This window comes from Azospirillum sp. BE72 (assembly GCF_031455875.1).
GTDB lineage: Bacteria > Pseudomonadota > Alphaproteobacteria > Azospirillales > Azospirillaceae > Azospirillum.
Window position 1 is genome coordinate 38,955 of the sequence record NZ_JAVDTO010000024.1, and the last position, 24,909, is coordinate 63,863.

A 24,909-nucleotide genomic window follows, 5' to 3' on the forward strand; every position below is an offset into this window, starting at 1 on the left:
GGCGGAAGAGGGCAGGAAGCTACAGCGTCACCCAGCCGGCCGGCGGTTCCTTGCCGGGGTGGACAGTGCCGCAGTGCGGGCAGACGCGCCTGTCGTGGCTCTCGTAGAACGCCTTGTAGAGCGGCGGCAGGTCGCGAACGATCGAGACCAGGCTGACCTCCACCCGCTGGACGAGGTGGCGGCACTCGAAGCAGTACCATTCGAAGGCGTCGAGCGCGCCAGGCGGGCGCTTGGGCTCCACCACCAGCCCGATGGACCCCTCCATCGGCCGCTGCGGCGAGTGGCGGACGTGCGGCGGCAGCAGGAAGATGTCCCCCTCACGCAGCGGCACGTCGTAGAACTCGCCGTTGTCCACCACCTTCAGCACCATGTTGCCCCTTAACTGGTAGAAGAACTCCTCCACCGGATCGTCATGGTAGTCGGTGCGGCGGTTGGGACCGCCGACCACCGTCACCATCAGGTCGGCGTTCTCCCAGATCTGCTGGTTGCCGACCGGCGGCTTCAGCAGGTGCTGGTGCTCGTCGATCCATCTCTGGAAGTTGAAGCCCTGAAGACGCGCCATCGTCTGGTTCCCCCCGGTTACGGCCGCGGCAGCGGCTTGTAGGCCACGGCCTTGATTTCGATCAGCAGGTGCGGGTGCGGCAGTTGGTGAACCGCAACCGTGGTGCGGGTCGGGCCGGTCTCGTCGAAATGCTCGGCGTAGACCTCGTTGTAACCCTTGAAGTCGTTCATGTTGACCAGGAATGCGATGACTTCCACCAGATCGCCGAGAGTGGCGCCCTCGGCCCGCAGGATGTCGGCAATGTTGTCGATCACCGCCCGGGTCTGGGCGCGGATGTCCAGGTCGGTGGTGCCCATGGCGTCCACCGCCACCCCGGCGAAGCTGTTGTCCGGCCGGCGCGACGAGGTGCCGGAGACGTAGAGGAAGTCCCCCGCCCGCTTGATGTGGGGAAAGCGGCCGCGCGGCGTCGCCTTGCCCGCGACCAGGGTCGCCTTGACCGTCATGGTGCCTCTCCCCGCACGGTGAAGGAGACCGATCCCAGCCCCTGGATGTCGGTGCGAACGTGCAGGCCCGGGCGCAGGGCCACCGCCTCGGTCGCCGCACCGGCCAGCACGATGTCGCCGGGCGACAGAATCTCCCCAGCCTCCGCCACCAGCCGCGCGGCGGCGACCAGCGAGCGCAGCGGGTGACCGAGGATGGCGGCGGAGGAACCGATCTGCACCGGCTGCCCGGCGAACCGCATCACCATGCCGAGATTGGCCCAGGAATTGGCGAAGTCGGTCCCCACCGGCCGCGGTGCTCCCAGGATCAGGCCGGAGGAGGAGGCATTGTCCGCCACCACGTCGGCCAGATTGAATTTGAAGTCGCGGTAGCGGCTGTCGATGATCTCCATCGCCGGGGCGACCGCCTCCACCGCCGCCAGCGCCTCCGCCGGGCTGACCCGGCCGGACAGCGGCTTCTTCAGCAGGAAGGCGATTTCCGGCTCGACCCGCGGATGGATGCGGCCGGACAGCGCGATCTCCCCGCCATCCTCGATGCGCATAGCGTCGGTCAGGCGGCCCCAGATCACCTCGTTGACACCGACCTGCCGCATCTTGGCGCGCGAGGTCAGCCCCATCTTGATGCCGATTTGCCGTTCCCCCCGATTCAGCCGGCGCTGGATCGACAGCCGCTGCACCGCATAGCCGGTGACGGAGTCGAGATCGGGATGAGCGTCGGTGAGTTGCGCGATGGCGGTGCCGGTGCGCGCCGCTTCGTCCACCGCTTCGGCCAGTTGCTCCAGGTTGATGGTCATGCCGCTGCCTCCTTGCGGGAGAGCAGGTCGAGCGCCACGTCGACGATCATGTCCTCCTGCCCGCCGACCATGCCGCGGCGGCCGAGTTCGACCAGAATCTCGCGCGTCTCCACCCCATAGGTCTGCGAGGCGCGCTCGACATGGCGCAGGAAGCTGGAATAGACGCCGGCATAGCCCAGCGTCAGCGTCTCGCGATCCACCCGCACCGGGCGGTCCTGGAGCGGGCGGACCAGTTCCTCCGCCGCGTCCTGCAACTTGAACAGGTCGCAGCCGTGGCTCCAGCCATAGCGGTCAGCGACGGCGATGAACACCTCCAGCGGCGCATTGCCGGCCCCGGCCCCCATGCCGGTCAGCGAGGCGTCCACCCGTTGCGCCCCGCCCTCCACCGCGGCGACCGAGTTGGCGACGCCGAGCGACAGGTTGTGATGGCCGTGGATGCCACGCTCGGTGGTGGGTTTCAGCGCCTCGTCATAAGCGCCGAAGCGCTCGGCCACCGTGCGCATGGTGAGCGCCCCGCCGCTGTCGGTGACGTAGACGCAGTGGGCGCCGTAGCTCTCCATCTTCTTCGCCTGGGCGGCCAGGGCCGCGGGCGGCGTCATGTGGCTCATCATCAGAAAGCCGGAGACGTCCATGCCGAGGTCGCGGGCAGCGGCGATGTGCTGGGCCGAAACGTCTGCCTCGGTGCAATGGGTCGCCACCCGGACGGAAAGGACGCCGAGGTCGCGCGCCCGCTTCAGATCCTCGATGGTGCCGATGCCCGGCAGCAGCAGCGTGGTCAGCTTCGCCCGGCGGCAGACCTTGCCCGCCGCTTCGATCCAGGCCCAGTCGGTGCAGGCGCCGAAGCCGTAGTTGATGGAGGAGCCGGACAGCCCGTCGCCGTGCGCCACCTCGATGGCATCGACGCCGGCGTCGTCCAGCGCCTCGGCGATGGCGCGGACATGGCCCAGATCGTAGCGGTGACGGATGGCATGCATGCCGTCGCGCAGCGTGACGTCCTGGATATAGAGTCGGTTGGGGATCGCGGACATCTCAGTTGGCCTTTCCGCCCCAGTCGCGCCGGTCGGCCAGACGTTCCGCCGTCTTCAGCGCCGCCGAGGTCATGATGTCGAGGTTGCCGGCATAGGCCGGCAGGTAATGGGCCGCACCCTCCACCTCCAAAAAGACGGTGACCTTCAGCCCGGTGAAGGCACGGTCGAGTTCGGCGATGTGCAGAGGGTCGTTGTTGCCGATCCGTTCGAACTGCACCGCCTGCTTCAGCCGGTAGCCGGGGACATAGCCACGCACCGTCTCCACCATCTCCTCGACCGAGGCGCGGATGGCGTCGGTGTCGGCGTCGTCGCACAGGCAATAGACGGTGTCGCGCATGATCAGCGGCGGTTCGGCCGGGTTCAGGATGATGACGGCCTTGCCGCGGGCGGCCCCACCCACCGTCTCGATGGCTCGGGCCGTGGTCTCGGTGAACTCGTCGATGTTGGCCCGCGTGCCGGGTCCGGCCGACTTCGAGGCGATGGAGGCGACGATCTCGCCCCAATGCACCTTGGCGACCCGGTTGACGGCATGGACGATCGGGATGGTCGCCTGCCCGCCGCAGGTCACCATGTTGAGGTTGCCGGCGGCCAGATGCTGGTCGAGGTTGACCGGCGGCACGACGTAGGGGCCGACAGCCGCCGGGGTCAGGTCGATCACCTGCTTGCCGTCGGCGCGCAGAACCTCGTCATGGCGGGCATGCGCCTTGGCCGAAGTGGCGTCGAAGACGATGCGGATCTCCGGATACGCCGCCATCGCCCGCAGCCCGTCGACACCGTCCGCAGTGATCGCCACCCCCATGCGGGCGGCGCGGGCGAGGCCGTCGGAGTCCGGATCGACGCCGACCAGGGCGGCCAACTCCAGCGTCTGCGACAGGCGCAGGATCTTGATCATCAGGTCGGTGCCGATGTTGCCCGACCCGATGATGGCGCATTTCACCTTGCTCATTGCGACGAACCTTCCTTGCCGAAGCCGACCCGGACGGTGCCGAGCCCTTCGATGCGCGCCTCGAACGCCGCTCCCGGCGTCGCCGGGACCATCGGCCCCAGCGCCCCCGACAGCACCACGTCGCCGGCCTTCAGCGGCCGGCCGGCGCGCGCCATCACCCGCGCCAGCCACAGGGCGGCGTTGACCGGCGATCCCAGGCAGGCGGCCCCTGCGCCGGAAGAGACCAGCTCCCCGTCACGCTCCAGCGCCATGCCGCAGCCGATCAGGTCCAGGGCGTCGAGCCGGCGCATCTCGTGACCCAGCACGAACAGGCCGGAGGAGGCGTTGTCGGCCACGGTGTCGGCGATCCGGATGTTCCAACCCTCCACCCGGCTGTCCACGATCTCCAGCGCCGGCACCGCCCAGGCGATGGCGGACAGCAGGTCGGCGGTGGTCAGCCGGTCGTCGTCGAGGTCGCGGCCCAGGATGAAGGCGATCTCCGCCTCTACCTTCGGCTGGATCAGCCGGCCCCAGGGGATCTCACCGCCGTTGGCGACGTCCATGTCGTGGAACAGCATGCCGTAGTCGGGCTGATCGACGCCGAGCTGCGCCTGCACCGACTTGGCAGTCAGGCCGATCTTGCGCCCGACCAGCCGCGCGCCCTCGGCCAGACGCCGCTCGGTGTTGCGCTCCTGGACGGCATAGGCAGCCTCGACGCCGCTCTCGCCCAGCAGAAGGCGGACCGGGGCGCAGGCCCGGCCGGTTCGAGCGGCTTCCCAAAGGGAATTGGCCGCTTTGGTGATAGGGTCGCTCATGCGGCTCCTCACAGCTTGATGCAGATGTTGGAGGGTTCGGAATAGAAGTTCAGGGAATGGATGCCGCCCTCGCGCCCGATGCCGGACAGCTTGACTCCACCGAACGGGGTGCGCAGGTCGCGCAGGAACCAGCTGTTGACCCAGACCAGCCCGGCGGTGATCCGCTTGGCGACGCGGTGGCCGCGCGACAGGTTCTGCGTCCACACCGAGGCGCACAGGCCGTAATCGGTGTCGTTGGCCCGGCGGACCGCCTCCTCCTCGGTATCGAAGGGGGCGACGTGGCAGACGGGGCCGAAGATCTCCTCGCGGCAGACGCGGGCCTCGTCGGACAGGCCGGTCCACACCGTGGGCTGGATGAAGAAGCCCTCGTCGCGCTCGTCGCCGAAGCGGGGAACCCCGCCGCCGGTGACGACCGTGGCTCCTTCCTCCACCGCCAGCCGGTAATAGGACAGCACCTTGTCGCGGTGGCCGGCGGAGATAAGCGGGCCGGTATCGACGCCGGTATCGGCGGGGCGGCCGAGAGTCAACGCCTCCGCCTTTTCCTTCAAGCCGCGGACGAAGCGGTCGAAGATCGGGCGCTCGACATAGACCCGTTCGGTGCACATGCAGACCTGGCCGCAGTTGGTGAACACCGCCCGCGCCACGCCGGCGATCGCGGCATCCAGGTTGCAGTCGGCGAACACCACCGCCGGGTTCTTGCCGCCGAGTTCGAACGAGATCGGCTTCACCCGCTCCGCCGCCGCCTTCATGATCGCGGTGCCGGTTCGGCTTTCCCCGGTGAAGGTGATGGCGTCCACATCGGGATGACGGGTCAGGAACTCGCCTGCCGAATCCGGGCCGAAGCCGTGGACGAGGTTGAAGGCGCCGGCCGGCACGCCGACCTCGTCCATCACCTCGGCCAGCAGGGTGGCGGTGGAGGGGGTCTCTTCGGACGGCTTGGCGATCACCGCATTGCCGGCGGCCATCGCCGGGGCGACCTTCCAGCTCAGCAGAAGCAGCGGCAGGTTCCATGGCGCGATCACCGCCACCACCCCCAGAGGCCGGCGGATGGAATAGTTCAGCGCGCCCGCCCCGTCGGGGGTCGTCATCTCGTAGGATTCGTTGGGGTAGGCCTTGATCAAGTCGGCGAAGATGCGGAAGTTCGCCGCCCCGCGTGGGATGTCGATGGTGCGCGCCTGCGGATAGGATTTGCCGGTGTCGGCGACCTCCGCCTCCAGGAAATCGTCGAAGCGCGCCTCGATCCGGTCGGCAACGCGGCGCAGCAGGGCGGCGCGCTCCTCGTCGCCCATCCGGCCCCAGTCGCCGTCGCGCGCCCGGCTGGCGGCCTCGACGGCGCGGGCGACAGTGGCGGCGTCGGCCTCCGACACGTCGCAGACCTTGGCGCCGTTGACCGGATTGATGTTGGCGAAGGTCCGGCCGGTCTCGACCCAGGCGCCGCCGACGTAATTGCGAAGCAAAGCCCTCATGGCCTGTCCATCTCTCAAAGGAACGCGGGTGGTCTTGCGGGGCCGCGGTGAGGCGGCTCCGTCCAAGCGGCGGATGCTGTCGGGGTGGGGCGGCCGTCGCTGCGGCGGCCCGGTGACAGGCAGGATGGCCGGCCCCGGCATTCCGATCAAATGAGATTTATCGAATTGGCTATTCACAATAGGAATAGCGGCGACATAGCATGGCAGCATGTCTCTCGCCCGCCGCTTGTCCATGCGCCAGCTCAACGTCGTCGTCGCGGTCGATCAGTACCGCAGCATCGTGCGTGCCGCGCAGCACCTGAACCTGACCCAGCCGACCGTCACCAAGACCCTGCAGGATGCGGAGGCGGCGGTGGGATCGCCGCTGTTCGACCGCACCAACCGTGGGGTGGAGCCGACCGCCGCCGGCACCGCGCTGGCCCGTCACGCCCGCCTCGTGCTTGCCCAGCTCACCCATGCGGAGGAGGAACTGACGGATCTGCGCGACGGGGCAGGCGGTCGGGTTGCGGTCGGTTCGCTGATCGCCGCCTCGGTCCGGCTGCTGCCGGAAGCGATCATCCGGCTGAAGAAGGCGCGCCCGCGCGTCTCGGTCGCGGTGCGCGAGGGGGCAAACGACATCCTGGTGCCGGCGCTGCGCCGGGGCGAGCTGGACGTGGTGGTCGGCCGCCTGCCGGAATACCGCGAGCGTGAGGGGATCGAGCAGGAACCGCTCTACCGCGAGATCGCCTGTCTGACGGTGCGGGCGGAACATCCGCTGGCCGGACGCGACAAACCTTCTCTCGCCGAGTTGGCGGCCTGGGAGTGGATCCTGCCGTCACCGGAGACCACCCTGCGCCGACAGGTGGAGAAGGTGTTCTACGACGTCGGCGTCGCCACTCCGGTGCAGGTGATCGAAAGCGTGTCGCTGGTCAACAATCTGCGCCTGCTGCTCGACGCCAACTTCATCGGCATCATGCCGTTCCAGGCCATCCGCACCCTGGCCAAGAGCGGGCAGGTGCGCATTTTGCCGGTCCCGCTGACCGAGACGCTGGGACCGGTCGGCATCTCCCGCCGCGCCGGCAGCGAGCTGTCGCCGGTCTGCGAAGCCCTGCTGGCCGAGATGCGCATCGTCGCAGAGACGCTGCGCCGGGAAGAGGCGGAGTGGCGTTCGCTATTCAATCTTTGAATAGCCAATTCGAGAAAACTCATTTGATCGGAATGTGAGGCGGGGGGAAGCTGTCCCCGCACTCCAATTTCCAAATCCGGCCGGTTTCCCGTCCGCCGCCCCGACCGTGGGCGCGGCGCGGACGGCCGCGCAAGAAAATCCAACCAGATCGCAGAAGAGGGAGAAGGGACATGACGGCAGGCAAGACGCTCGCTGCAAGCCTGGTGGCGCTGTCGCTGACGGCGTCCGCAGCCGGGCCGGCACTGGCGGAGGACGCGGTGAAGATCGGCTTCATCACCACGCTGTCCACCACCGCCGGCTATCTGGGCGAGGACGTGCGCGACGGCTTCCTGCTGGCGGTCAAGGAGGGTGGCGGCAAGCTGGGCTACGTCCCGGTGGAGGTGTTGGTGGAGGACGACAACCTCAAGCCGGCCACCACCCGTCAGATCGCCGAGAAGATGATGCAGCGCGACGGCGTCAGGCTGTTCACCGGCATGATCTTCTCCAACGCGGTCCTCGCCGCGGTGCCTGCGATCCTGGAGAAGAACGCGCTGTTCGTCGGGCTGAACGGCGCGCCGTCGCAATATGCCGGGGCGGGTTGCCACAAGAACTACTTCCAGACCGCGTGGCAGAACGATTCCCTGCACGAGGCGACCGGGCAGCTCGCCACCAACCTGCGCTACAAGCGCGCCGTGGTGCTCGCCGCCAACTACCCCGCCGGCAAGGACGCCATCGCCGGCTTCAAGCGCTTCTTCAAGGGCGAGGTGACGGAGGAGATCTACACCCGCCTCGATCAGACGGACTTCTCGGCGGAGATCGCCAAGGTCCGCTCGCTGAAGCCCGACGTGGTGTTCCAGGCTCATTCCGGCGGCCAGGGCATCGCCTTCCTCAAGCAGTACGCCCAGGCCGGCCTGAAGGACGAGATCCCGATGGTGCTGTCGGAACCGTCGCTGGAGCAGCGCACCGTCGCCGCCACCGGCCCGGCCGCAGCCGGTCTGCTCGGCTCCACCCATTGGAACACCGACTTCGACAATCCGGTGAACCAGAAGTTCGTCAAAGCCTTTACCGAGACCTATGGGCGCGGCCCCAGCGTCTACGCCAGCCAGGGCTACGACGCCGCCCTGCTGATCGGCGCCGCCCTGCGCAAGACGGAGGGTAAGCTGGAACCGGAAGCCTTCCGCGGCGCCATGCTGTCGTCGGTGGTCAAGCTAACCCGCGGCAGCTTCCGCTTCGGCCCCAACCAGCATCCGGTCCAGGCTTGGTATCAGGTCAAGGCGGTGGCAGGATCCGATGGGCAGGTGGCGCTGAAGACCGGCGAACTGATCTTCGGCTCCCACGGCGATTCGCACGCGGAAGCGTGCAAGTTGTAAAGCCCATTCTCCCTGAACATGCTTTCAGCAGCCCCCCTTGCATCGTCATCCCCACGTAGGCGGGGATCCAGTGCGAGCGCCCGCGAGCCTTATGGGTCTCGTACCGGGACACCGACTTACGTCGCCGCAGACGCGGCTCTTGCTGGATTCCCGCCTTCGCGGGAATGACGACGGACAGGTGGTTGGAGTTCTGCAAAGCGTCGTGGAGGGGAGAGGGCACGAACCAAGCCCACTCACTGGGAGGCCGTTCCCGTGCAACTTCTCGTCGAACAGTCGCTGAACGCCGTTCAGCTCGGCTTCACCCTGTTCCTGCTGGCGACCGGGATGACGTTGATCTTCGGCATCATGGGGCTGATCAATCTGGCCCACGGGTCACTCTACATGATCGGGGCCTTCGTCGGCACCACGGTCGGCGCCCGCACCGGGTCGCTGCCGCTGGGCATCCTCGCCGGCATGGCCGGGGCGGCCGCGGTCGGGCTGGCGGTTGAGATGGCGATCTTCCGCCGGCTCTACCACCGCGACCATCTCTATCAGGTGCTGGCGACCTTCGGCCTGATCCTGACCGCCAACGAATTGGCCACCATCCTGTGGGGCCGCGCCCCGCTGCTGGTCTCGGTGCCGGACTGGCTCAACGGCTCGGTCCAGCTGATGCCGGGGCTGTCCTATCCGGTCTACCGGCTGGCGGTGGTGGGTGTGGGAGCCGCGGTGGCGGTCGTGCTGCACCTGCTGGTGGAGCGCACGCGGCTGGGCATGCTGGTGCGGGCCGGGGCCAGCGACCGCGACATGGTGGCGGTGCTGGGCGTCGACATCGCCTGGCTTTACACCATCGTCTTCGCGCTGGGCGCCGGGCTGGCCGGGCTGGCCGGCATCCTCGCCGCCCCGATCCAGTCCACCCAGATCGGCATGGGCGAGCAGATCCTGATCCTGACCTTCGTCGTCGTCGTGGTCGGCGGGGTCGGCTCGGTCAAGGGGGCCTTCGCCGGCTCGATGCTGATAGCACTGGTCGATACGCTGGGCCGCGCCTTCGTGCCCGGCCTGTTCAAGCTGCTGTTCAGCAGCTCGGTCGCCGACGCGCTCGGCATGTCGGTGGCCTCGGTCGCGATCTATCTGGTCATGGCGGTGGTGCTGATCCTGCACCCGCAGGGCCTGTTTCCGGAGCAACGCTGATGGCACTCGTCGCAAGCACCGCCGCACCGGCCGGCATCCGCCGTCCATCCCAGCGGCCGTTGATGGAGGCGGCGGCCCTGTTCGCCGTCCTCGTTCTGATCCCGCCGCTGTCGCAGTTGCTGAACGACAGCTATCTGGTCACTCTCGCCACCCGCATCGTCATCATGGCGATGCTGGCGCTCAGCCTCGACCTCGTGCTCGGCTACGGCGGGCTGGTCAGCTTCGGTCACGCCGCCTTCTTCGGGCTGGGCGGCTACACCGTGGCGGTCCTGGGCTTCCACTTGGACGAGGGCGTGCCGATCCTGGGTTTCGCCGGGAGCCGGTCGGGACTGGTCACGCTGCCGCTGGCGATGGCGGTGTCGGGGCTGGCCGCCTTGGCGATCGGGCTCCTCAGCCTGCGGACCCGCGGCGTCCATTTCATCATGATCACGCTCGCCTTCGCCCAGATGATCTTCTACGTCATGGTCGGGCTGAAGTATTACGGCGGCGACGACGGCCTCATCATGTCCGCCCGCAACAGCATGCCGGGGCTGGCGCTGTCGGAACCGGCGGTCTTCTACTACGCCTGCCTCGCCATGCTGCTGCTGGTCTTCTTCGGATTGAAGCGGCTGACCAACGCCCGCTTCGGCATGGTGCTGAGGGGAGCCCGCGTGTCGGAGCGGCGAATGCGCGCGCTGGGCTACGACGTCACCCGCTACCGTCTGGCCGCCTTCGTGCTGTCCGGCGCCATCGCCGGTCTGGCCGGCGCCCTCGCCGCCAACGAGGCCCGCTTCGTCAGTCCGGAGATGCTGAGCTGGATCCGCTCCGGCGAGGTGATCGTCATGGTGGTGCTGGGCGGGGTCGGCACCCTTATCGGCCCGGTGATCGGCGCCGCCGCCTTCGTCCTGCTGGAGGTCTGGCTGGCCGACCTGACCGAGCACTGGATGCTGATCCTGGGGCCGATCCTGGTGCTGGTCGTGCTGCTTCTCGAAGGGGGACTGCTGAGCATGTTCGGAAAGGTGCGGCGATGAGCCCGGCCCTGTCCTTGCGCGAGCTGCGCAAGAGCTTCGGCAGCCTGATCGCCACCGACGGGCTGTCGCTTGACCTCGCGGCGGGGGAGGTGCATGCGGTCATCGGCCCGAACGGGGCCGGCAAATCGACCCTGATCGGGCAGATCACCGGAGAGCTGCGCCCCGACACCGGCATGGTCCTGCTGAACGGGCGCGACGTCACCGGCTGGCCGGTGGAACGCCGCGCCCTGGCCGGTCTCGGCCGCTCCTTCCAGATCACGCAGCTGGTCCACGGCTTCACGGTGGAGGACAATGTTGCGCTGGCGGTGCAGGCACGCGCCGGCCATTCCTTCCGCTTCTGGACCGACGCCCGCAGCGACACCCGGCTGCGCAACCCGGCGCGCCACGCGCTTGCCACCACCGGCCTGACCGCTCGGGCCGACACGCTGGTAGAGGATCTGTCGCATGGCGAGATGCGCCAGCTCGAACTGGCGGTGGCGTTGGCGCTCCAGCCGCAGGTGCTGATCCTGGACGAGCCGATGGCCGGCATGGGTGCTTCGGACTCGCGGCAGGTGGTTTCCATCCTACGCCAGCTGAAGGGATGGGTAACCATCCTGCTGGTGGAACACGACATGGACGCGGTGTTCGCGTTGGCCGACCGCATCTCGGTCCTGGTCGCCGGTCGGATCGTCGCGTCGGGCACCGCCGGGGAGATCCGCAACGACCCCCGTGTGCGCGCCGCCTATCTGGGGGAGGAGAAGATCCATGCTTGAGGTCGCCGGACTTGAGAGCGGCTACGGCCGCAGCAAGGTGCTGTTCGGTGTCGATCTGGCGGTGGCACCGGGGGAGATGGTGACGCTGATGGGCCGCAACGGCATGGGCAAGACCACGCTGGTCAAGTCGGTGACCGGGCTGGTCCGTCCGTCGGGCGGGCGGATCAGCTTGCGCGGGCAGGCGATCCACGGGCTGGCGGCGCACCGCATCGGCGCGCTCGGCCTCGGGCTGGTGCCGGAGGGGCGGCACGTCTTCCCGACCCTGACGGTTGAGGAGAATCTGGTCGCCACCGCCGCCAACCGCACCGGCCACGCCGCCCCCTGGACCCTGCAGCGGGTGTTTGCGCTGTTCCCCCGCCTGCACGAGCGGCGGCGGCAGAAGGCGCGCACTCTGTCGGGCGGCGAGCAGCAGATGGTCGCCATCGGGCGCGCCCTGATGATCAACCCGCACCTGCTGATCCTGGACGAGGCGACGGAGGGGCTGGCTCCGCTGATCCGGCTGGAAATCTGGAATTGCCTGGAGCGGCTGAAGGCGGAGGGACAGGCGATCCTGGTGATCGACAAGAACATCGACCATCTGATGCGCATCGCCGACCGCCATTACGTGATGGAGAAGGGCCGCATCGTCTGGTCCGGCCGCTCCGACGATCTGTCGCGCGACAAGTTGCGGGTGGAAGCCTATGTCGGCGTCTGATTCAGAGGCGTGGCGTGGCTTCGACCGGGTGCGGCTGGACCGGGAATACGACGCCCGAGGCACGGTGGACGACATCTGGCCGATCCTGGCTCGCTACCGCCGCCTGACCGACGAGGCCAAGGCGGCGCTGCCCTGCGAGACCGGGGTACCCTATGGCCCGAGCGAGCCGGAGCGGTTGGACATCTACCGCGTTCCGGGAGCCGACCGGCCGGTGCCGGTCTTCGTCTTCGTCCACGGCGGCTATTGGCGTCTGCTCGACGCGGCGGACAGCGGTTTCATGGCGCCGCTGATCACGGCGGAGGGCGTGATGGTGGTGACGGTGAACTACGCGCTGCTGCCCAACGTCGAGTTGGCGGAGACGGTGCGCCAGTGCCGCGCCGCGCTGGCCTGGGTCCATGCCAACATCGCCCGCTACGGCGGCGACCCGGCGCGGATCCATGTCGGCGGCAATTCGGCCGGCGGACATCTCGGCGCCATGCTGGCCGCGGACAGCTGGCAGGACGGTTCCGGCCTGCCGCGCGATGCGGTGAGGAGCGCCACCCTGATCAGCGGCCTCTACGACCTGGAGCCGCTGCGCCATTGCCATGTCAACGAGTGGGCACGCCTAACGGCGGAGAGCGCCGCCGCCAACAGCCCGCTCCGCCGGCTGCCGCGCCCCGACCTGCCGGTGCTACTGAGCTACGCCCCCAGCGACACCGGCGAGTTCAAGCGGCAGACGGCACTCTACCGGGCGGCACTCGAATGCCAGGGGAACCCGACCGGCTTCGTCGAAGTCCCCGGCCGCAACCATTTCGACATCATCCTGGGCATGACCTGCCGGGACGATCCGCTGACCCGGGGCATCCTGCGGTTGATCCGCGGCTCCGGGTGACCGTCCGCATCAGCCTCGGAGATCACGTGCTGCATCACCGCGCCGTCCTCGCCCGTCACTTCCACCATGACCCGCCACGTCAATGCCCCCCGTTCGGGGGCGTCCAGCGCCCTTTACTATCCTCCCCCCAGAGACGCAGGCCGCAGGGATCGGTAAGGCGACGGCCTTGGTGGGGCTGGCCTGCCTGGTCGTGGTCGGCTTGGCCGCCCTGTCCTATTCACGAGGGGTGGTGGATCCGATCCGGCGCATTGCCGGACAGTTCCGGCGGCTGCGGGAGGGCCGGAACAGCCTGCGGACCCGTCTCCCGGCCCACGGCGACGACCAAATCGCCGAACTGACGCGCGGCCTTAACGCTTTCCTGGACGACCTGGAAGAGCGGGAACGCGCGGAGAAGCGCCAGAAGCTTCTGACCGACGAACTCAATCACCGTGTGTAGAGCATCCTGGCCATCGTGCAGGCAATGGCCACGCAGACCTTCCATTATTCCGACAGCCTGGACGATTTTCACAAGGGCTTCATCGAACGTCTGATGGCGCTGTCGAAGCCCCACAATCTCCTCACCCGCACCGTCTAGCACGACTTCAACCTTCACGACGTGGTGCTTCCCGAGTTGCCACCGCGTGGTAGCGCACGGAAGACCGCTTCAGCATCGATGGCGACGACGTTTCCGTCAGCCCTAAAGCGGCAGTGACGCTCGCGCTGGCCTTCCACGAATTGGCGACGAATGCCGCCAAGTACGGAGCCTTCTCCATCCCGTCGGGAAAGGTTGCCGTCAGCTGGGAGCGGAAGAAGTCTGTGGACCGGCGCCTATGCCTGGAATGGCGCGAGACGGAGGGGCCGGGGGTTGAGGCGCCCCACCGGCAGGGTTTCGGATCCCTCCTGATCGAGTGCGGCTTGGCGGGCGAACTCGACGGCACCGTTCACCTCGATTTCCGGCGGCAGGGGGTGCAGTGCGTGATGGAATTGCCGCTGGATCGGATATCGACCTCATGACGACTTCAGCCATAGCGCAATCCGACGTGCAGGGGCTGCGCCTGCTCATCGTGGAGGACGAGGTGCTGGTGGGTATGGCGCTCGAACGTGCGCTGAAGATGGCGGACATCCTGAGCGAGCGCAGTTTCCTCTATCTCTTCGCCACCGGCTACGGGATAGAGGGCCTGCGTGAGAGCGACAAGGACAAGCCGGTGCTCCAGAAGTCGTATAATTTTGCGGATTTGATCCGGATCGTGGCCCGTTGGAGGCCGCTGGGCGTTTAGTACTATAGCCGGGATTAATTTCTGTTTTGGCTTTTGAAGGATCTGGGTGAACTTTGGTGCGCAAATGGGTGTGCCGGCGGATCCCTCCCCAGAGCAGAGGTAATCAGGCGACCTTGCGGGTGACCGGCATGCCCAAGCCAGTCATGACGTTCATGACCTTGCAGCCGATGGCCGCTTCGACTTTCTGCACGTGCAGAGTTCGAGCGCAGAGGCTGCGTCCGTTGAGAACCTTGTAGCGGAGCATCGCCACTTCGACGAGAGCGCGCCGTCCATACTGGACCGCGCGTCGCCAGCCAAGACGCCCGCGCTCCTTGATGATTCGGATGTGGCGGTCGCGCTGGGTGGGGGCGGTCTCGGCTCTGTCGCTCACCACCGCGGTGGCGCGCGACGGGATGATCACCTCGGCGTCCGGCGCACGCTCGGCAACGTCGCGATAGACGGGCTCGGCGTCGTACACGCCGTCTGCGGTGACTGCGTCCATCGGGCGGGTGATCTGGTCGAGCAACGGCCGGACCAGAGAGGCGTCGCTGTCCTCGTTGCTCGTCAGCTCCAAGGCGATGATCTCCCCGGTGTCGGGGCTGACAGCCAAGTGCAGCTTGCGCCAGGTCCGGCGCGCTTTGCCGCCGTGCTTCTCCAGGTGCCACTCGCCAGCCCCGAACACCTTCAGCCCCGTGGAGTCGGTTATCACGGTGACTGGCCCATCCGTCGCAACCAGGGTCGACGCCATCTCCAGACCGGCGCTGCGCGGGGAAAACGCCGTAGGATCCGGAACCGGCAGCTCCAGGCCGAGCAGGCGCATGAGCGAGCCCAGCAGGCCTTCGGTCTGCCGCCCCGCCCCGTGGCCGGCGGAGTCCAGGCGGCGATTGGACGCCTCGAAAAACTGTAGTGTGTTCGGCCTTCTGGTGATTCCCTTGTCCTGAAGGCGGGGGGCGGAAGCATGGCCGGTCAAGTGAAGCGGGGACGCGTCAAGGCGAAGCCGGGGTCAACGCTCGACGGGTCGGAGATGCGTATGGCGGAAGGGCTGCTGATCCCGGCCTTCGGCTACAAATCGCACATCAACATCGACCGGCGGTTCCGCCTGATCCGGCGCTTCATCGTGACCGACGCCGCGCGGCACGACGGTGCGCCGTTGCCGGGCCTGCTCAACCCGGTGGCCTTCGACAGTCGGGTGTGGGCGGACAGCGCCTACCGTTCGAAAGCCAACGAAGCGGCCATCACGGCGGCGGGCCGCCGCAGCATGGTGGACCTCCGCAACCCGCAGGGGCGGCCGATGCCGTGGCCGCACCAGCGCGCCAACCGCGCCCGCTCGGCTGTGCGATCCGCCGTCGAGCATGTCTTCGCCGACCAGAAGCAGCACATGGCGCTGTTCATCCGCACCATCGGCCCCGGACGCGCCACGGTGAAGACCGGGATCGCCAACCTCGCCTACAATTTCCGACGCCTGATCTGGCTCGAGGGGCGAACTGTGCCCGTATAGCGTCAAAACCCCCCGCATTTTTCCAAATTTCCAGCCAAAATCAGGACTTCACCCCCCGAAGAGCGCTGGTCTCCTACCGGCTTGACCCTCGCGGCAGCCCCAACCGGCGCTCAAAGCCAGTTTATCGAGGTGCTCGGGAGCGGATCGCCAATCTGCCGGCAACGCTGGAGGACCCGGACCACCGGATCGAAGCGCGCGACCGGCTGCGCCCACTGATCAAGCAGGTGGCGGTGCGCTTCGGCGCTGCCAAGCAGAATTCTCCCTAGCCATATTAGGGATCCTAAAAAAAACCGCGGAAGATTAGACTCAGATGATATGGAACATTCGCAGGAAAAGATTTGAAATTTGCATTCGCATCAGAATAAAAATTCCTTATTTCAAAATATTACTGCCATGAAGCAAGCGCCTGAAATCTCTGTTATCACCCACACTCTACCACCAGCAGCCACTGGCGTGCCCGCGTCGCGGCGACGTAGCGTTCCAGGCGGTTGCGGTCGTCGGGTTTGTCCTCAACGACCATGGCGACGGCCTTGAACTCTAGGCCCTTGATACGGCGCATGGCGCCCAGGCGGACGCCAGGCTCAACTCGGCCGGGATCGGCCTTGTTGGCCTGCAACTCCAAGCTGGAAATTCCCAACGCATTTAGGGCCGAGCGCACCTCACCAAATACCGGAGCGATACAGATCTCATGGGTGCCGAGCCGATGCGTGTCACAAAGGCCCTTGACCCAGTCCGCGATCGCGGCCCCCGCCTCCTCCCGGGTGGCAACCTTGACCGCGACCGGCTCCGACGCGCGAAAGACGGAGCGATCACCGGTGGTGTCGGCGTGACCGCCGTCCAGATCGTCGATCTCCATGCCGCTGAGGAGCGAATGGGCCCAGCGGCGGATCTGTTCGCTGGTGCGGTAGTTGATCTTGAGCCGGCGGGAGCGCCCGACGACGTTGATGCCCGCGCGCGACAATGGGATCTTGGCCTGCCGGTTGATGCGCTGGTGGCCGTCCCCGAAGACACACAAGGGATTGCTGGCGTCCTCCTCGATCCGGCTGAGCGCCGCGATAAGCCTCAGCCCTTCAAGCCCGAAGTCTTGGAGTTCATCAACCAGCACATGGCGATAGCGGGGGAATCCGCCACGCTCGACGATCAGACGTGCTTGGTGAACCGTCCCCTCGAAAGTCAGCAGCCCACGCTTCTGCAGAAGCCGGTTGAATGCTTGAAACCAAGTCCACAGCCGTCGGCGCTGCTGACGGGACAGACGCGAGCGGCCGGTGCGGGCCGCAGTGAGATACTCTTCCTCGCTATCGATCCCCATGGCGTCGATGACTTCATCGTACTCCTGCCGGATAAAGTCGCGGTCGAACGCGGCTTCGCCATCGGTCGCCGGATCGTGCTCGGCGAACACGGCATCCCACAGCGTGCTCAAATCCTGCTCATCGGCGACGCGACCCTGCCACCCGGCGCGCAGGCAGATGGTTCGGGCCAACTGATGGAGGTTCGTCACCTCGATCCGCTTCGCTGCGACAGGGTTTAGCTTGCGGATCAAATCCTCGATGGTCACCGACAGGTTGGCTGAAAAGGTGGTGACCAGCACCTTGTCCTTGTCGTCCGTCAGCTGCTCGGCCAAGTGGACCGCCCGGTGCATCAGCACCACTGTCTTGCCCGTGCCGGCCGATCCGCTGATCTTGACGGGACCCTTGACGTCCCACTCCTTGAGCTTGCGCTGGTAGGGGTGCAGGAAGACGCGCCACGCCTCGATGTCCTCGGCGAGGATGCGGCGCAGTTCCTCTTCCCCTTCCACCAGCACAAGATCGGCGCTGGCGACCTGAGCCAACTTGGAGAAGTCGCCCGGGCCTTCCGGCCGCGCCGCGCCGGCGTCGACCGCCCCCAGCGTTTCCTCCAGCGCCTCCTCCAGGGAGCGGCCGGCCACCACCCAAAACAACACCTGTCCCGCCTCGGGCGGCAAGTACCCGATCACCTCCTCGAAGGCGGCATCGTTGCGGATCGCGCGCACTGCCGGGATCAAAGCACGAGGCACGCCGGCCTGGAATAGCTCGTCATCGGAGAGCCGGTCCAGGGGATATTCCGGCGTCTCCTCTGGCGCCGGCTCGGGCGAACGGCTGCGCTCCGCCGCTTCCTCAGCCATCTCGATGTCGAAGACCTGCAGCACACCCAACGTGCCGTGCGCCTCGAACCGCTTGTTGCGGCACCAGCGATAGGCCTCGTCGTGATGGTCTACATGCATCAGGAGGAAAGTGTCGCCTTGCTGGGGCGCAATCACGATGGCGCGCCAGTCGTCGCCGACGCGGACGCTGCGGACTTTGTCGTCGACGGTCTGCTCCAGCTTCTCCAAATGGATGCTGGCCTGAGTGCTGTCTTCCTGAAACTTGCGGATCAGCTCGAATACCTTCTTCTGAACCTTTGCTGGAAGGCGCCCGAAATCCTTCAGCACGTCCCGGTGCAGCATCAACGTTGCCATCAGACAGTCTCCTTGCTGGCGACCAGAAGCGACGCCATCCACTCGATCCCATTGGCCTGGACAGCATCCGGCGTGACCACCGTCCAGCCCTCCCCCTCCCAGGCAGCGGCGAAGGTCGACTGGTCGCCGACCAGCATGCACACTGGCACCGCGGCCCACGGCCACGCCATCTCGGCGAAGCAGTCGTCGGGCGCACCGTCGAGATAAACCTCGATCTCCGGCATTGCGATACCTGCCGCCGCCATGCGCTCGGCCAGCGGTCGCAGCGAGGGAAGGATGTCGCCCAGCACGGCCGACCAGTCGGCGGCGTCCACCGCTTCACCGGCCAGTTCCAGATCCGGCGCCGAGCCCGCCGCGACTTCCGACACGCAGAACCAATGGAAGCCGGCGGTGAACTGGAGCAGGTTCGCCAAGCCCAGCCAACGGCGCCAGCGTTCCAAGTAGGTCGCCCCGGCGCGCTCGTCGGCGCTGTCGCCAAGGCGCAGGCGCGCTAGCATCCGCTGACGTGCGCCAGCGACGATATCCTCCTGGCGCCCCATCACAAGCAAATCGCCGCCCGATGCGAGCCGTGTCGCATGGTACCAGGAGCCGGTCCCGCCGGCTGGAGTCATCTCGGCAACGGGCTGCCCGGTTTGCCAAGCATCATGCAGGTCCAGCATCTCCGAAGCCAAGGCACCCGCGGCGTGCTTCCCTGCAAGAATGGTCAGGGGAACCAGCACCATCTGCCCGGCAAGATGCATCCAGCCCTCCGCATCGGGTCGAGCGAGGAAGGCGCAAAGCTGGTTCATCCCGTTGCCCAATGCGTGGGAGGCCGGGGGGCACAGGACGCCGCCCGACTTCAGGATGGCGGTCTGCCCGTGCAGCACGTCGCGGACCTTGGCCGGCACCAGCGCCAGTTCCGCCTCGGGTCCGTCCAGCAGGTCATGCCAGGTGATGCTCCACACCCAATAGCGTCCGCTGGCCAGGATGGCGCGACGCTTGGCGGCGTCGTCGGGCAGGCGGCTCGTCGGCTTGTCCGGTTCGGCGTGGTACTCGAACCCGTCGGTGAAGACGGCTATGGGCCGTACGGCGGCATCGTCACAGATGAGCAGGAAGTCGGGCTGGCAGGGGATGGCCACCCCCTGGGACGGCCCGAGCTTGGGCTGGAGCTGGATGTCCCAGACGCGGGTGTCCGCCCCGAGCCGGAAGCGGAAGCCCGCCGTCCCCTTGACCAGGGCCTTGTCCCACGATCCCCCGCCCGCCAACACGATGGCCTGGAGCCGATCGATGAACTTCTTCTCCAGCACGCTGCCGTACTGCGAAGACACCTTGATGTCATCGAGCGTGGCGATCTCCGTCCGTCGCCCACCCGCATCGATCATGGCGCGCAGCAGGACGATGCCGCGCTCGCGGCCGATCTCCTCGGCCTTGTACTGCAAATGGTAGGCGCGGATGCAGCGGTAGCAGCCGTCGGTGTCGTCCTGACCCGGCGCGGGCCCAAGCACACGGCAATCGCACGATTCGAGTGCGTTCAGGGCAAGGCGCAGCACTGTCATGATGCCTTCGCCGGAGCGCTCCCCCTCCTGCTTGGGCACGAACAGGGACTTCAGGAACCCGGTGCCGCCCGGCACGGCATCCATCAGCACGAGGTACTGGCGCCGCACATCCTGCCGGTGGTCGGGCAGCACCTGCGGTTCGATCAGCAGGTGGCCGGGAAAGCCGCGGAAGTGCAGACGCAATCCGAGGAACAGGCAGGCCCGCAGCGTCGATACGTCGGCCGCCTCTAGGTCCGGCGGCAACAGGATACGGATCGCCTCGGATTTCAGTTCGCGATAGAGGTAGACGCGCTGCCATCTGTAGCCCGACGTCGAGCGCCCCTCGCGCTGGTGCTTCTCGGTGCGTTTGCGCCCCTGGCAGCTCTTGCGGTGGGAGACATTGTCGAGGTTGGCGTCACCATAGGCGACCACGCCGCAATCCTGGCAGACGGGGAACCCCAGCTCCGGCACCTTCTGGTCGGGACCGAAGTCGAAGCTGGCGGCAGCGTCGCCGGGGCCGCCGTTCACCTGGCGCAGCACCAGCGCGCTGCGGTACTCCAGGCCGAAGGCCTCCCCCTCGGTGCCGATCGCGTGAACGTCTCCCGGAGCGGTCAGGTCGAAGCTGGTGACCAGCCGGTAGAACTTCCTGTCGCGCTCCTCGGCACGATCGCCCGACAGGCTGTCGTAATACTCCATGTACGAGATGGCGCCGGATTGGGCGAAGTGCAGGAACGGCTTGTGCTGGGCCTTGTCACGCTGCGACTGCTGCTGCCGGTCATAGCCGCACTGCGGGCAGGCCAGCGGGGTATCGGGACGCTCGACCTCCTCCGCCGGGCGCATGTGGCCGCATTTGCCGCACACCGCCCAGGTCTGCACGAGCGGCTGCGCCTGCGTGCCGATGGAGAGCTGCTGGATGGCGAACTGGTGGCCGTGGGTGTAGAAGATGTTGCCCGGCGCCAGTTCCCGGATCGCCACGGCGGCGGCGCGGGTGACGTCGATGGTCAGTGCGGTGCTCTCCTCCGCCGCCGGCCCCTCGCGGTCCCGGTACACCGTCCCGGCCAGCCTGACGCCCCGTTCGGGGAAGGCGTAGTTGGGCAGAAGCCCGTGCTCGGTCAGCACCTCCAGCGCAGCCGTGCGGTTCAACGTCGCCATGCGCGCCTTGAGGATGCGCAGCTCCCGCTCCACGTCGCGCAGCCCGGCCTCGTCGCTGCCGTCGGCCAGCTCCCGCTTTTCCCGGTTCAGGCGGTCACGCGCCGCCTCGATGCTGCGGACCTGCACCCCGAACTCGGCCGCCGCCTCGCCAATGCGGTGGTAGAGCCGCTCGACGGTCGCCTCCTGGCGGAAGCGGGCGCGCGTGTCTTCGCCGACCTCCGTCCCGAAGCGGGAGAGGAACGCCTGCTGCAGAGACGCCTCGTGCAAGGCGATCCAGCCGAGCAGGTCGACGATCGCCCCCTGCCTGCTGTCCATTTCCTCCATCAGCCGCTTGCCGCTGGCCGGCAGCCGGTCGACTGCCCCCTCCTTCACGGCGCGGTCGATGCAGAAGGCGAGATACTGGCGGGCCAGCATGGCGCTGGCGTCCAGCCAGCAGCCCGGCGGCTGGACGGTGCCGGCCAGCATTTCCTCCGGCCGGGCGAAGAAGAACAGGTCGTGGGGCCGCTGGTTCACCACCGACACCACCAGCGCCGTGCCGGTGGTGCGCCCGGCGCGGCCGATGCGCTGGAGGTAGCTGGCCGTGGTCGGCGGGACCGAGCACAGCATGGTGGTCGAAAGGTCGCCGATGTCGATGCCCATCTCCAAGGTGGAGGTGGCGGTGATGACGTTGGGATCGTCGGCATGGGCGGCGGCATTGAAGCGGCGCTCCAGATCCTCGCGCTCGCTGGTCGTCAGCAGGCCGGTGTGCTCCTGCGCGAAGACGCGGCGAAGCGCCCCCTTGCGGTAGCGTGCCCGGTAATAGTTCTGCCGCTCCGACAGCGGGGCAAGACGGTAGCGCCCGTGCGGCGTGCTGCGGACCAGGCTGGGCGCGCCTTCCCACGCCGCGGCCTCGCCCGCCGGGCGGAAGAGGGCATGGCCGCTGCCGTCGCAGCGCAGGAAATAGCCGTCCTCGAACAGGCGCGCGGCCGAGGCGGCGATGGCATAGAGCGGCCCCTTGCCCTCGCCGCGGTCCAGGCGCACGAACAGCCCGGCCTTCACCCCCTCGTCCAGCAGGACGCGGTGCAGGTCGGCGAGGGCAGTCTCGCCCACCCCGGCAAGGCGCGCCATCCCGCCCAGGGCGCGCCGCGCCCACAGGGTCGGCCAGGGCGGCTGCGCGCCCTTCTTCATGGTGGCGAGAAGGAAGCTGTGCCTCTGGTCGGGCTGGTCGGCCAGCAGGCGCGGCACGTAGCGGCCATGCAGCGGGAAGGTCTCCCGCCCCGGAACGATCCGCCCGTAATTCTTCTTTCCCCACAGCCCGCCGCGGGCGAAGGCGGCGACGAACTGGTGGGACAGCCCACCCTTCTCGCGCTGGCGCTGGAGGATGCCGAAGATCCAGAGACGCAGGGCCTGCGGCGTCACGCCGGCCAGCGCCGGGTCGACGGAGGTCAGGCGCCCATGCACGGCCGCCACCACGGCGGCGATCACTCCCGCGTCCCAGCCCAGGCAGGCGCTGGCATTCTGTTCCAGCGTGCGCCCGTGGGTCAGCATCAGCCCGAACTCGCTGACCGCCTCCCAGGTCAGCCGGCGCGTCACCTCGGCCAGCAGGTCGGCCAGCAGGTCGCCCGGCGGCGAGCCGCCCGTGCCGTCGCGGTAGGCGACATAGGGTCCGTATTCGCGCAGGTCCGGCGGCAGCAGGGTGCCGATCGCCTCCACCATGCCGCCCTGATGGCCGGGACGGCCGGGAACGGGCTGCGACCAGTAATCCAGCAGCCGCGGCCCTGTCTCGACCAGGGGCACGCCGTCACGCCCGGCCTCCCCGACGATGCGCTGGAGCGCGGTGCGGAAGGTGAAGTTGTAGGTGCGGGCGGAGAAGAAGCCGGCGCGGTGGCTGGCGTCCTGAACGCTGTCGGTGAAGGCCAGCAGCTTGGGGTCGCTGTTCAGGACCGAGCCGAACATCTCGTCGATGGCGACGCTGGACACCGTGGCGGCGCGGCTGCCGATGAACATCAGGCTGTCCTGGGCGCCGCAATGCGGACAGACCTTGCGCCCGACCACCCGGCCATCCTCCTTGCGCTTGCGCTCGTTGAAGAGCGTGACGCGGAAACTGCGGGCGCCCGTGAGGGGGCACGCCCCCTCGCCCTGGCGGACGACCAGGCTTTCCGGGGCGAGATACCAGTCCATCGCCGCAAACTCCGGCGCGTCCGGCTCGCGTTCCGCCCCGTCGCCGGGATACCAGGGGCTCATCACCACCAGTTCGGGGGACGGGGCGCCGTCGATGCCGGAGCCCTGGTAGATCAGGGTCGGTTCGTCGATCAGCCGGAAGCCGGTGACACCCTGCGCGCCGAGCACGGAGCGGCTGTCGGGATCGATCAGCGCCATCCAGGCGGACTCGCCGCACTCGCTGCAATGGGCGACCGGCAGAATGGGCGTGTCGGGCCGGCGTTCGTCCAGCCAGCCGAACTTCGGCTCCGGCGTCACGAAGCGGCCGAGCCGGCGCAGCTCGCGCACCCACACCTGCACCTGGGTCGGCACCAGCGGCAGGGCGCGCCCGCTGCGGAGCTGCCGGGCCTGGGCGATCAGGGCGAAGAAGGCGGCGACCACCATGTCGCGGGGACCGCCCGGCCCGGCCGGACCGACGGCGCGCAGCGCGAAGAAGCGGTCGGACAGCCCGTCCACCAGCGCGTCCCAGGTCAGCACCGGGCTGGCCGTCAGGTCCAGCAGCGCCTTGAACAGCTCCTGCCCGCGCAGCCAGTGGCCCAGCGCCAGCCCCCAGTATTTCTCGTCGTCGGGCCTGTGCGTCACCTTGCCGGCCCAGCGGTTCTCCGCCGGGGACAGCGGATAGGCCGGGGCGCCGAACAGCGGGGCGACGCGCCGGGCGAAGGCGGCGGCGGTCTCGTCGTCGCCCGGCGTGCAGGCGGCGGCGGTGGGCAGCCAGTCGGGGGTGGCGCGGTCCTTGGCAAGATCGACGAGTTCCGAGGCGTCGAGCCGGTTGCCCTCCTCGTTGACGATCATCGCGGGCGTGAACTGCTCCTCGAACAGCGTCCCGGCGAATTCGGCCAGCCGCTGCAGCGGGTCCATCTCCTCCTCGGTGCGGCCGCCGGCGATGGTGGCGCTGGTGCCGACGCAGCAGAGGCCGCCCCTGGCGATGTCCAGCCGGTCCTTCAGCCGGCGGATCAGGCAGCCGACATCGGCGCCCTGGGCGCCGTCATAGGTGTGCAGCTCGTCCAGCACCAGATAGCCGAGGCGGCCGGGGGCGTTGTGGCGCCAGACCGGCCGGTATTTCGGCTTCATCAGCAGATAGTCGAGCATCTTGTAGTTGGTCAGCAGGATGTCCGGCGGATCGTCCAGCATCGCGGCGCGGTCGGTGATGTGCCGGTACTGCTCCCGCCCGTTCTCCACCACCACGGCCATGCGCGAGACCGCACCGTCCCGCGGCCGTTCCCCTCCGCCTGCGCCCGCTTCATCCTCCGCGTCGTCGTCGCGGCCGGTGAACAGGCCGACGCGCACCCGCGCCCTGCGGTCCGGCCCGGTTCCCTCGTGCAGTTCGGGGCGGCTGAAGATCTCCTCGGCGAAGCGGCCGGCCTGATCGGAGGCCAGCGCGTTCATCGGATAGAGGATGATCGCCTTGATCCCCGCCTCGCCCCGCCGCACCGCGCGCAGCGCATGGTCGAGCACGGGGTACATGAAGCACTCCGTCTTGCCCGATCCGGTGCCGGTGGTGACGATGGTGCTGTCCGGCACCCGCCCCTTGGACGACAGCCGCTGCCACGCCTGCCACTGGTGGCGGAAGGGGTGGAAGGGCGGCGTCACGTCGAACAGCGCCGCCGGGTCGTAGGTGTCCGGCGCCGGACGGAACGGCCGGCTGAGCCGCACCCACGGCCCCTTGAACAGCCCGCCCGCGGGATCGTTGACGAAGGCGGCGAAGGCCGCCTCCTCCTCCGGCCGGCGGAAATTGAAGGTGGCTTCCAGATAATGGCGGATCTGCCGCCGGACATTCTGGGCGAGGGTGGCCGGCAGCAT

The 24,909-nt window shown here is 68.1% G+C and carries 21 protein-coding genes and 1 pseudogene; 12 read left to right on the forward strand and 10 right to left on the reverse strand.

Going from position 1 to position 24,909, the window contains the following annotated elements; translation table 11 throughout:
• Positions 1-19: 19 nt before the first annotated feature.
• Genes J2Y49_RS30230 through J2Y49_RS30260 form a run of 7 tightly spaced genes read right to left on the reverse strand, consistent with a single transcriptional unit; the run spans position 20 to position 6,030 of the window.
• On the reverse strand, positions 20-562 hold the full coding sequence (locus tag J2Y49_RS30230; protein ID WP_310119310.1) for a 3-hydroxyanthranilate 3,4-dioxygenase: 543 nt from the start codon (positions 560-562) through the stop codon (positions 20-22).
• Positions 563-579: 17 nt separating this feature from the next.
• Complete coding sequence (locus J2Y49_RS30235) at positions 580-1,005, reverse strand: RidA family protein (protein WP_310119311.1); 426 nt, start codon at positions 1,003-1,005, stop codon at positions 580-582.
• On the reverse strand, positions 1,002-1,796 hold the full coding sequence (locus J2Y49_RS30240; RefSeq protein WP_310119312.1) for a fumarylacetoacetate hydrolase family protein: 795 nt from the start codon (positions 1,794-1,796) through the stop codon (positions 1,002-1,004). Before J2Y49_RS30240 ends, J2Y49_RS30235 begins: the two co-directional genes overlap by 4 nt.
• On the reverse strand, positions 1,793-2,824 hold the full coding sequence (gene dmpG, locus J2Y49_RS30245; protein ID WP_310119313.1) for a 4-hydroxy-2-oxovalerate aldolase: 1,032 nt from the start codon (positions 2,822-2,824) through the stop codon (positions 1,793-1,795). Before dmpG ends, J2Y49_RS30240 begins: the two co-directional genes overlap by 4 nt.
• Position 2,825: 1 nt before the next feature.
• Entirely contained in the window at positions 2,826-3,770 is a 945-nt protein-coding gene (locus J2Y49_RS30250) for an acetaldehyde dehydrogenase (acetylating) (RefSeq protein ID WP_310119315.1), read from the reverse strand.
• The gene (locus J2Y49_RS30255; protein ID WP_310119317.1) at positions 3,767-4,564 is read right to left on the reverse strand and encodes a fumarylacetoacetate hydrolase family protein; all 798 of its coding nucleotides are present in this window, start codon (positions 4,562-4,564) and stop codon (positions 3,767-3,769) included. Before J2Y49_RS30255 ends, J2Y49_RS30250 begins: the two co-directional genes overlap by 4 nt.
• An 8-nt stretch (positions 4,565-4,572) precedes the next feature.
• Positions 4,573-6,030: a 2-hydroxymuconic semialdehyde dehydrogenase gene (locus tag J2Y49_RS30260; protein WP_310119318.1), complete on the reverse strand. Its 1,458-nt coding sequence runs from the start codon at positions 6,028-6,030 to the stop codon at positions 4,573-4,575.
• A gap of 208 nt (positions 6,031-6,238) precedes the next feature.
• Between J2Y49_RS30260 and J2Y49_RS30265 the strand changes: the two genes are divergently transcribed.
• The 11 genes from J2Y49_RS30265 to J2Y49_RS30315 all read left to right on the forward strand — a co-directional run bounded on the left by J2Y49_RS30265 (position 6,239) and on the right by J2Y49_RS30315 (position 14,294).
• Positions 6,239-7,195: a LysR substrate-binding domain-containing protein gene (locus J2Y49_RS30265; RefSeq protein WP_310119319.1), complete on the forward strand. Its 957-nt coding sequence runs from the start codon at positions 6,239-6,241 to the stop codon at positions 7,193-7,195.
• Between the two features lie 170 nt (positions 7,196-7,365).
• Positions 7,366-8,544, forward strand: a complete 1,179-nt coding sequence (locus J2Y49_RS30270) for an ABC transporter substrate-binding protein (protein ID WP_310119322.1) — start codon at positions 7,366-7,368, stop codon at positions 8,542-8,544.
• Positions 8,545-8,796: 252 nt separating this feature from the next.
• Positions 8,797-9,711 carry a branched-chain amino acid ABC transporter permease gene (locus J2Y49_RS30275; RefSeq protein ID WP_310119323.1) on the forward strand — a complete coding sequence of 305 codons (915 nt, stop codon included), beginning with the start codon at positions 8,797-8,799 and terminating at the stop codon, positions 9,709-9,711.
• Positions 9,711-10,721, forward strand: a complete 1,011-nt coding sequence (locus J2Y49_RS30280; RefSeq protein WP_310119324.1) for a branched-chain amino acid ABC transporter permease — start codon at positions 9,711-9,713, stop codon at positions 10,719-10,721. Before J2Y49_RS30275 ends, J2Y49_RS30280 begins: the two co-directional genes overlap by 1 nt.
• A complete protein-coding gene (locus tag J2Y49_RS30285; protein WP_310119326.1) occupies positions 10,718-11,473 on the forward strand; it encodes an ABC transporter ATP-binding protein in 756 nt (251 codons plus the stop codon). The genes J2Y49_RS30280 and J2Y49_RS30285 overlap by 4 nt, the downstream gene beginning before the upstream one ends.
• A complete protein-coding gene (locus tag J2Y49_RS30290; RefSeq protein ID WP_310119328.1) occupies positions 11,466-12,167 on the forward strand; it encodes an ABC transporter ATP-binding protein in 702 nt (233 codons plus the stop codon). Before J2Y49_RS30285 ends, J2Y49_RS30290 begins: the two co-directional genes overlap by 8 nt.
• Positions 12,154-13,038, forward strand: coding sequence for an alpha/beta hydrolase (locus tag J2Y49_RS30295; protein ID WP_310119329.1), 885 nt, complete (start codon positions 12,154-12,156; stop codon positions 13,036-13,038). Before J2Y49_RS30290 ends, J2Y49_RS30295 begins: the two co-directional genes overlap by 14 nt.
• A gap of 169 nt (positions 13,039-13,207) precedes the next feature.
• Complete coding sequence (locus J2Y49_RS30300) at positions 13,208-13,474, forward strand: HAMP domain-containing protein (protein WP_310119352.1); 267 nt, start codon at positions 13,208-13,210, stop codon at positions 13,472-13,474.
• Positions 13,475-13,489: 15 nt separating this feature from the next.
• The gene (locus J2Y49_RS30305) at positions 13,490-13,612 is read left to right on the forward strand and encodes an HWE histidine kinase domain-containing protein (RefSeq protein ID WP_310119330.1); all 123 of its coding nucleotides are present in this window, start codon (positions 13,490-13,492) and stop codon (positions 13,610-13,612) included.
• Between the two features lie 113 nt (positions 13,613-13,725).
• Positions 13,726-14,031, forward strand: a complete 306-nt coding sequence (locus J2Y49_RS30310) for a sensor histidine kinase (RefSeq protein WP_310119331.1) — start codon at positions 13,726-13,728, stop codon at positions 14,029-14,031.
• Positions 14,028-14,294 carry a hypothetical protein gene (locus tag J2Y49_RS30315; protein ID WP_310119333.1) on the forward strand — a complete coding sequence of 89 codons (267 nt, stop codon included), beginning with the start codon at positions 14,028-14,030 and terminating at the stop codon, positions 14,292-14,294. Before J2Y49_RS30310 ends, J2Y49_RS30315 begins: the two co-directional genes overlap by 4 nt.
• Positions 14,295-14,397: 103 nt before the next feature.
• On the opposite strand, the pseudogene J2Y49_RS30320 reads toward J2Y49_RS30315, so the two are convergent.
• Positions 14,398-15,170, reverse strand: a pseudogene (locus tag J2Y49_RS30320) (IS5 family transposase); the annotation flags it as partial.
• Positions 15,171-15,231: 61 nt separating this feature from the next.
• Here J2Y49_RS30320 and J2Y49_RS30325 point away from each other — a divergent pair.
• Positions 15,232-15,771: a transposase gene (locus J2Y49_RS30325; protein ID WP_310119334.1), complete on the forward strand. Its 540-nt coding sequence runs from the start codon at positions 15,232-15,234 to the stop codon at positions 15,769-15,771.
• Positions 15,772-16,192: 421 nt separating this feature from the next.
• Here the strand turns inward: J2Y49_RS30325 and J2Y49_RS30330 are convergent, their stop codons facing one another.
• Both J2Y49_RS30330 and J2Y49_RS30335 read right to left on the reverse strand, forming a co-directional pair.
• The gene (locus tag J2Y49_RS30330) at positions 16,193-18,244 is read right to left on the reverse strand and encodes a UvrD-helicase domain-containing protein (protein ID WP_310119335.1); all 2,052 of its coding nucleotides are present in this window, start codon (positions 18,242-18,244) and stop codon (positions 16,193-16,195) included.
• Positions 18,244-24,909, reverse strand: coding sequence for a DEAD/DEAH box helicase (locus tag J2Y49_RS30335; protein WP_310119336.1), 6,666 nt, complete (start codon positions 24,907-24,909; stop codon positions 18,244-18,246). Before J2Y49_RS30335 ends, J2Y49_RS30330 begins: the two co-directional genes overlap by 1 nt.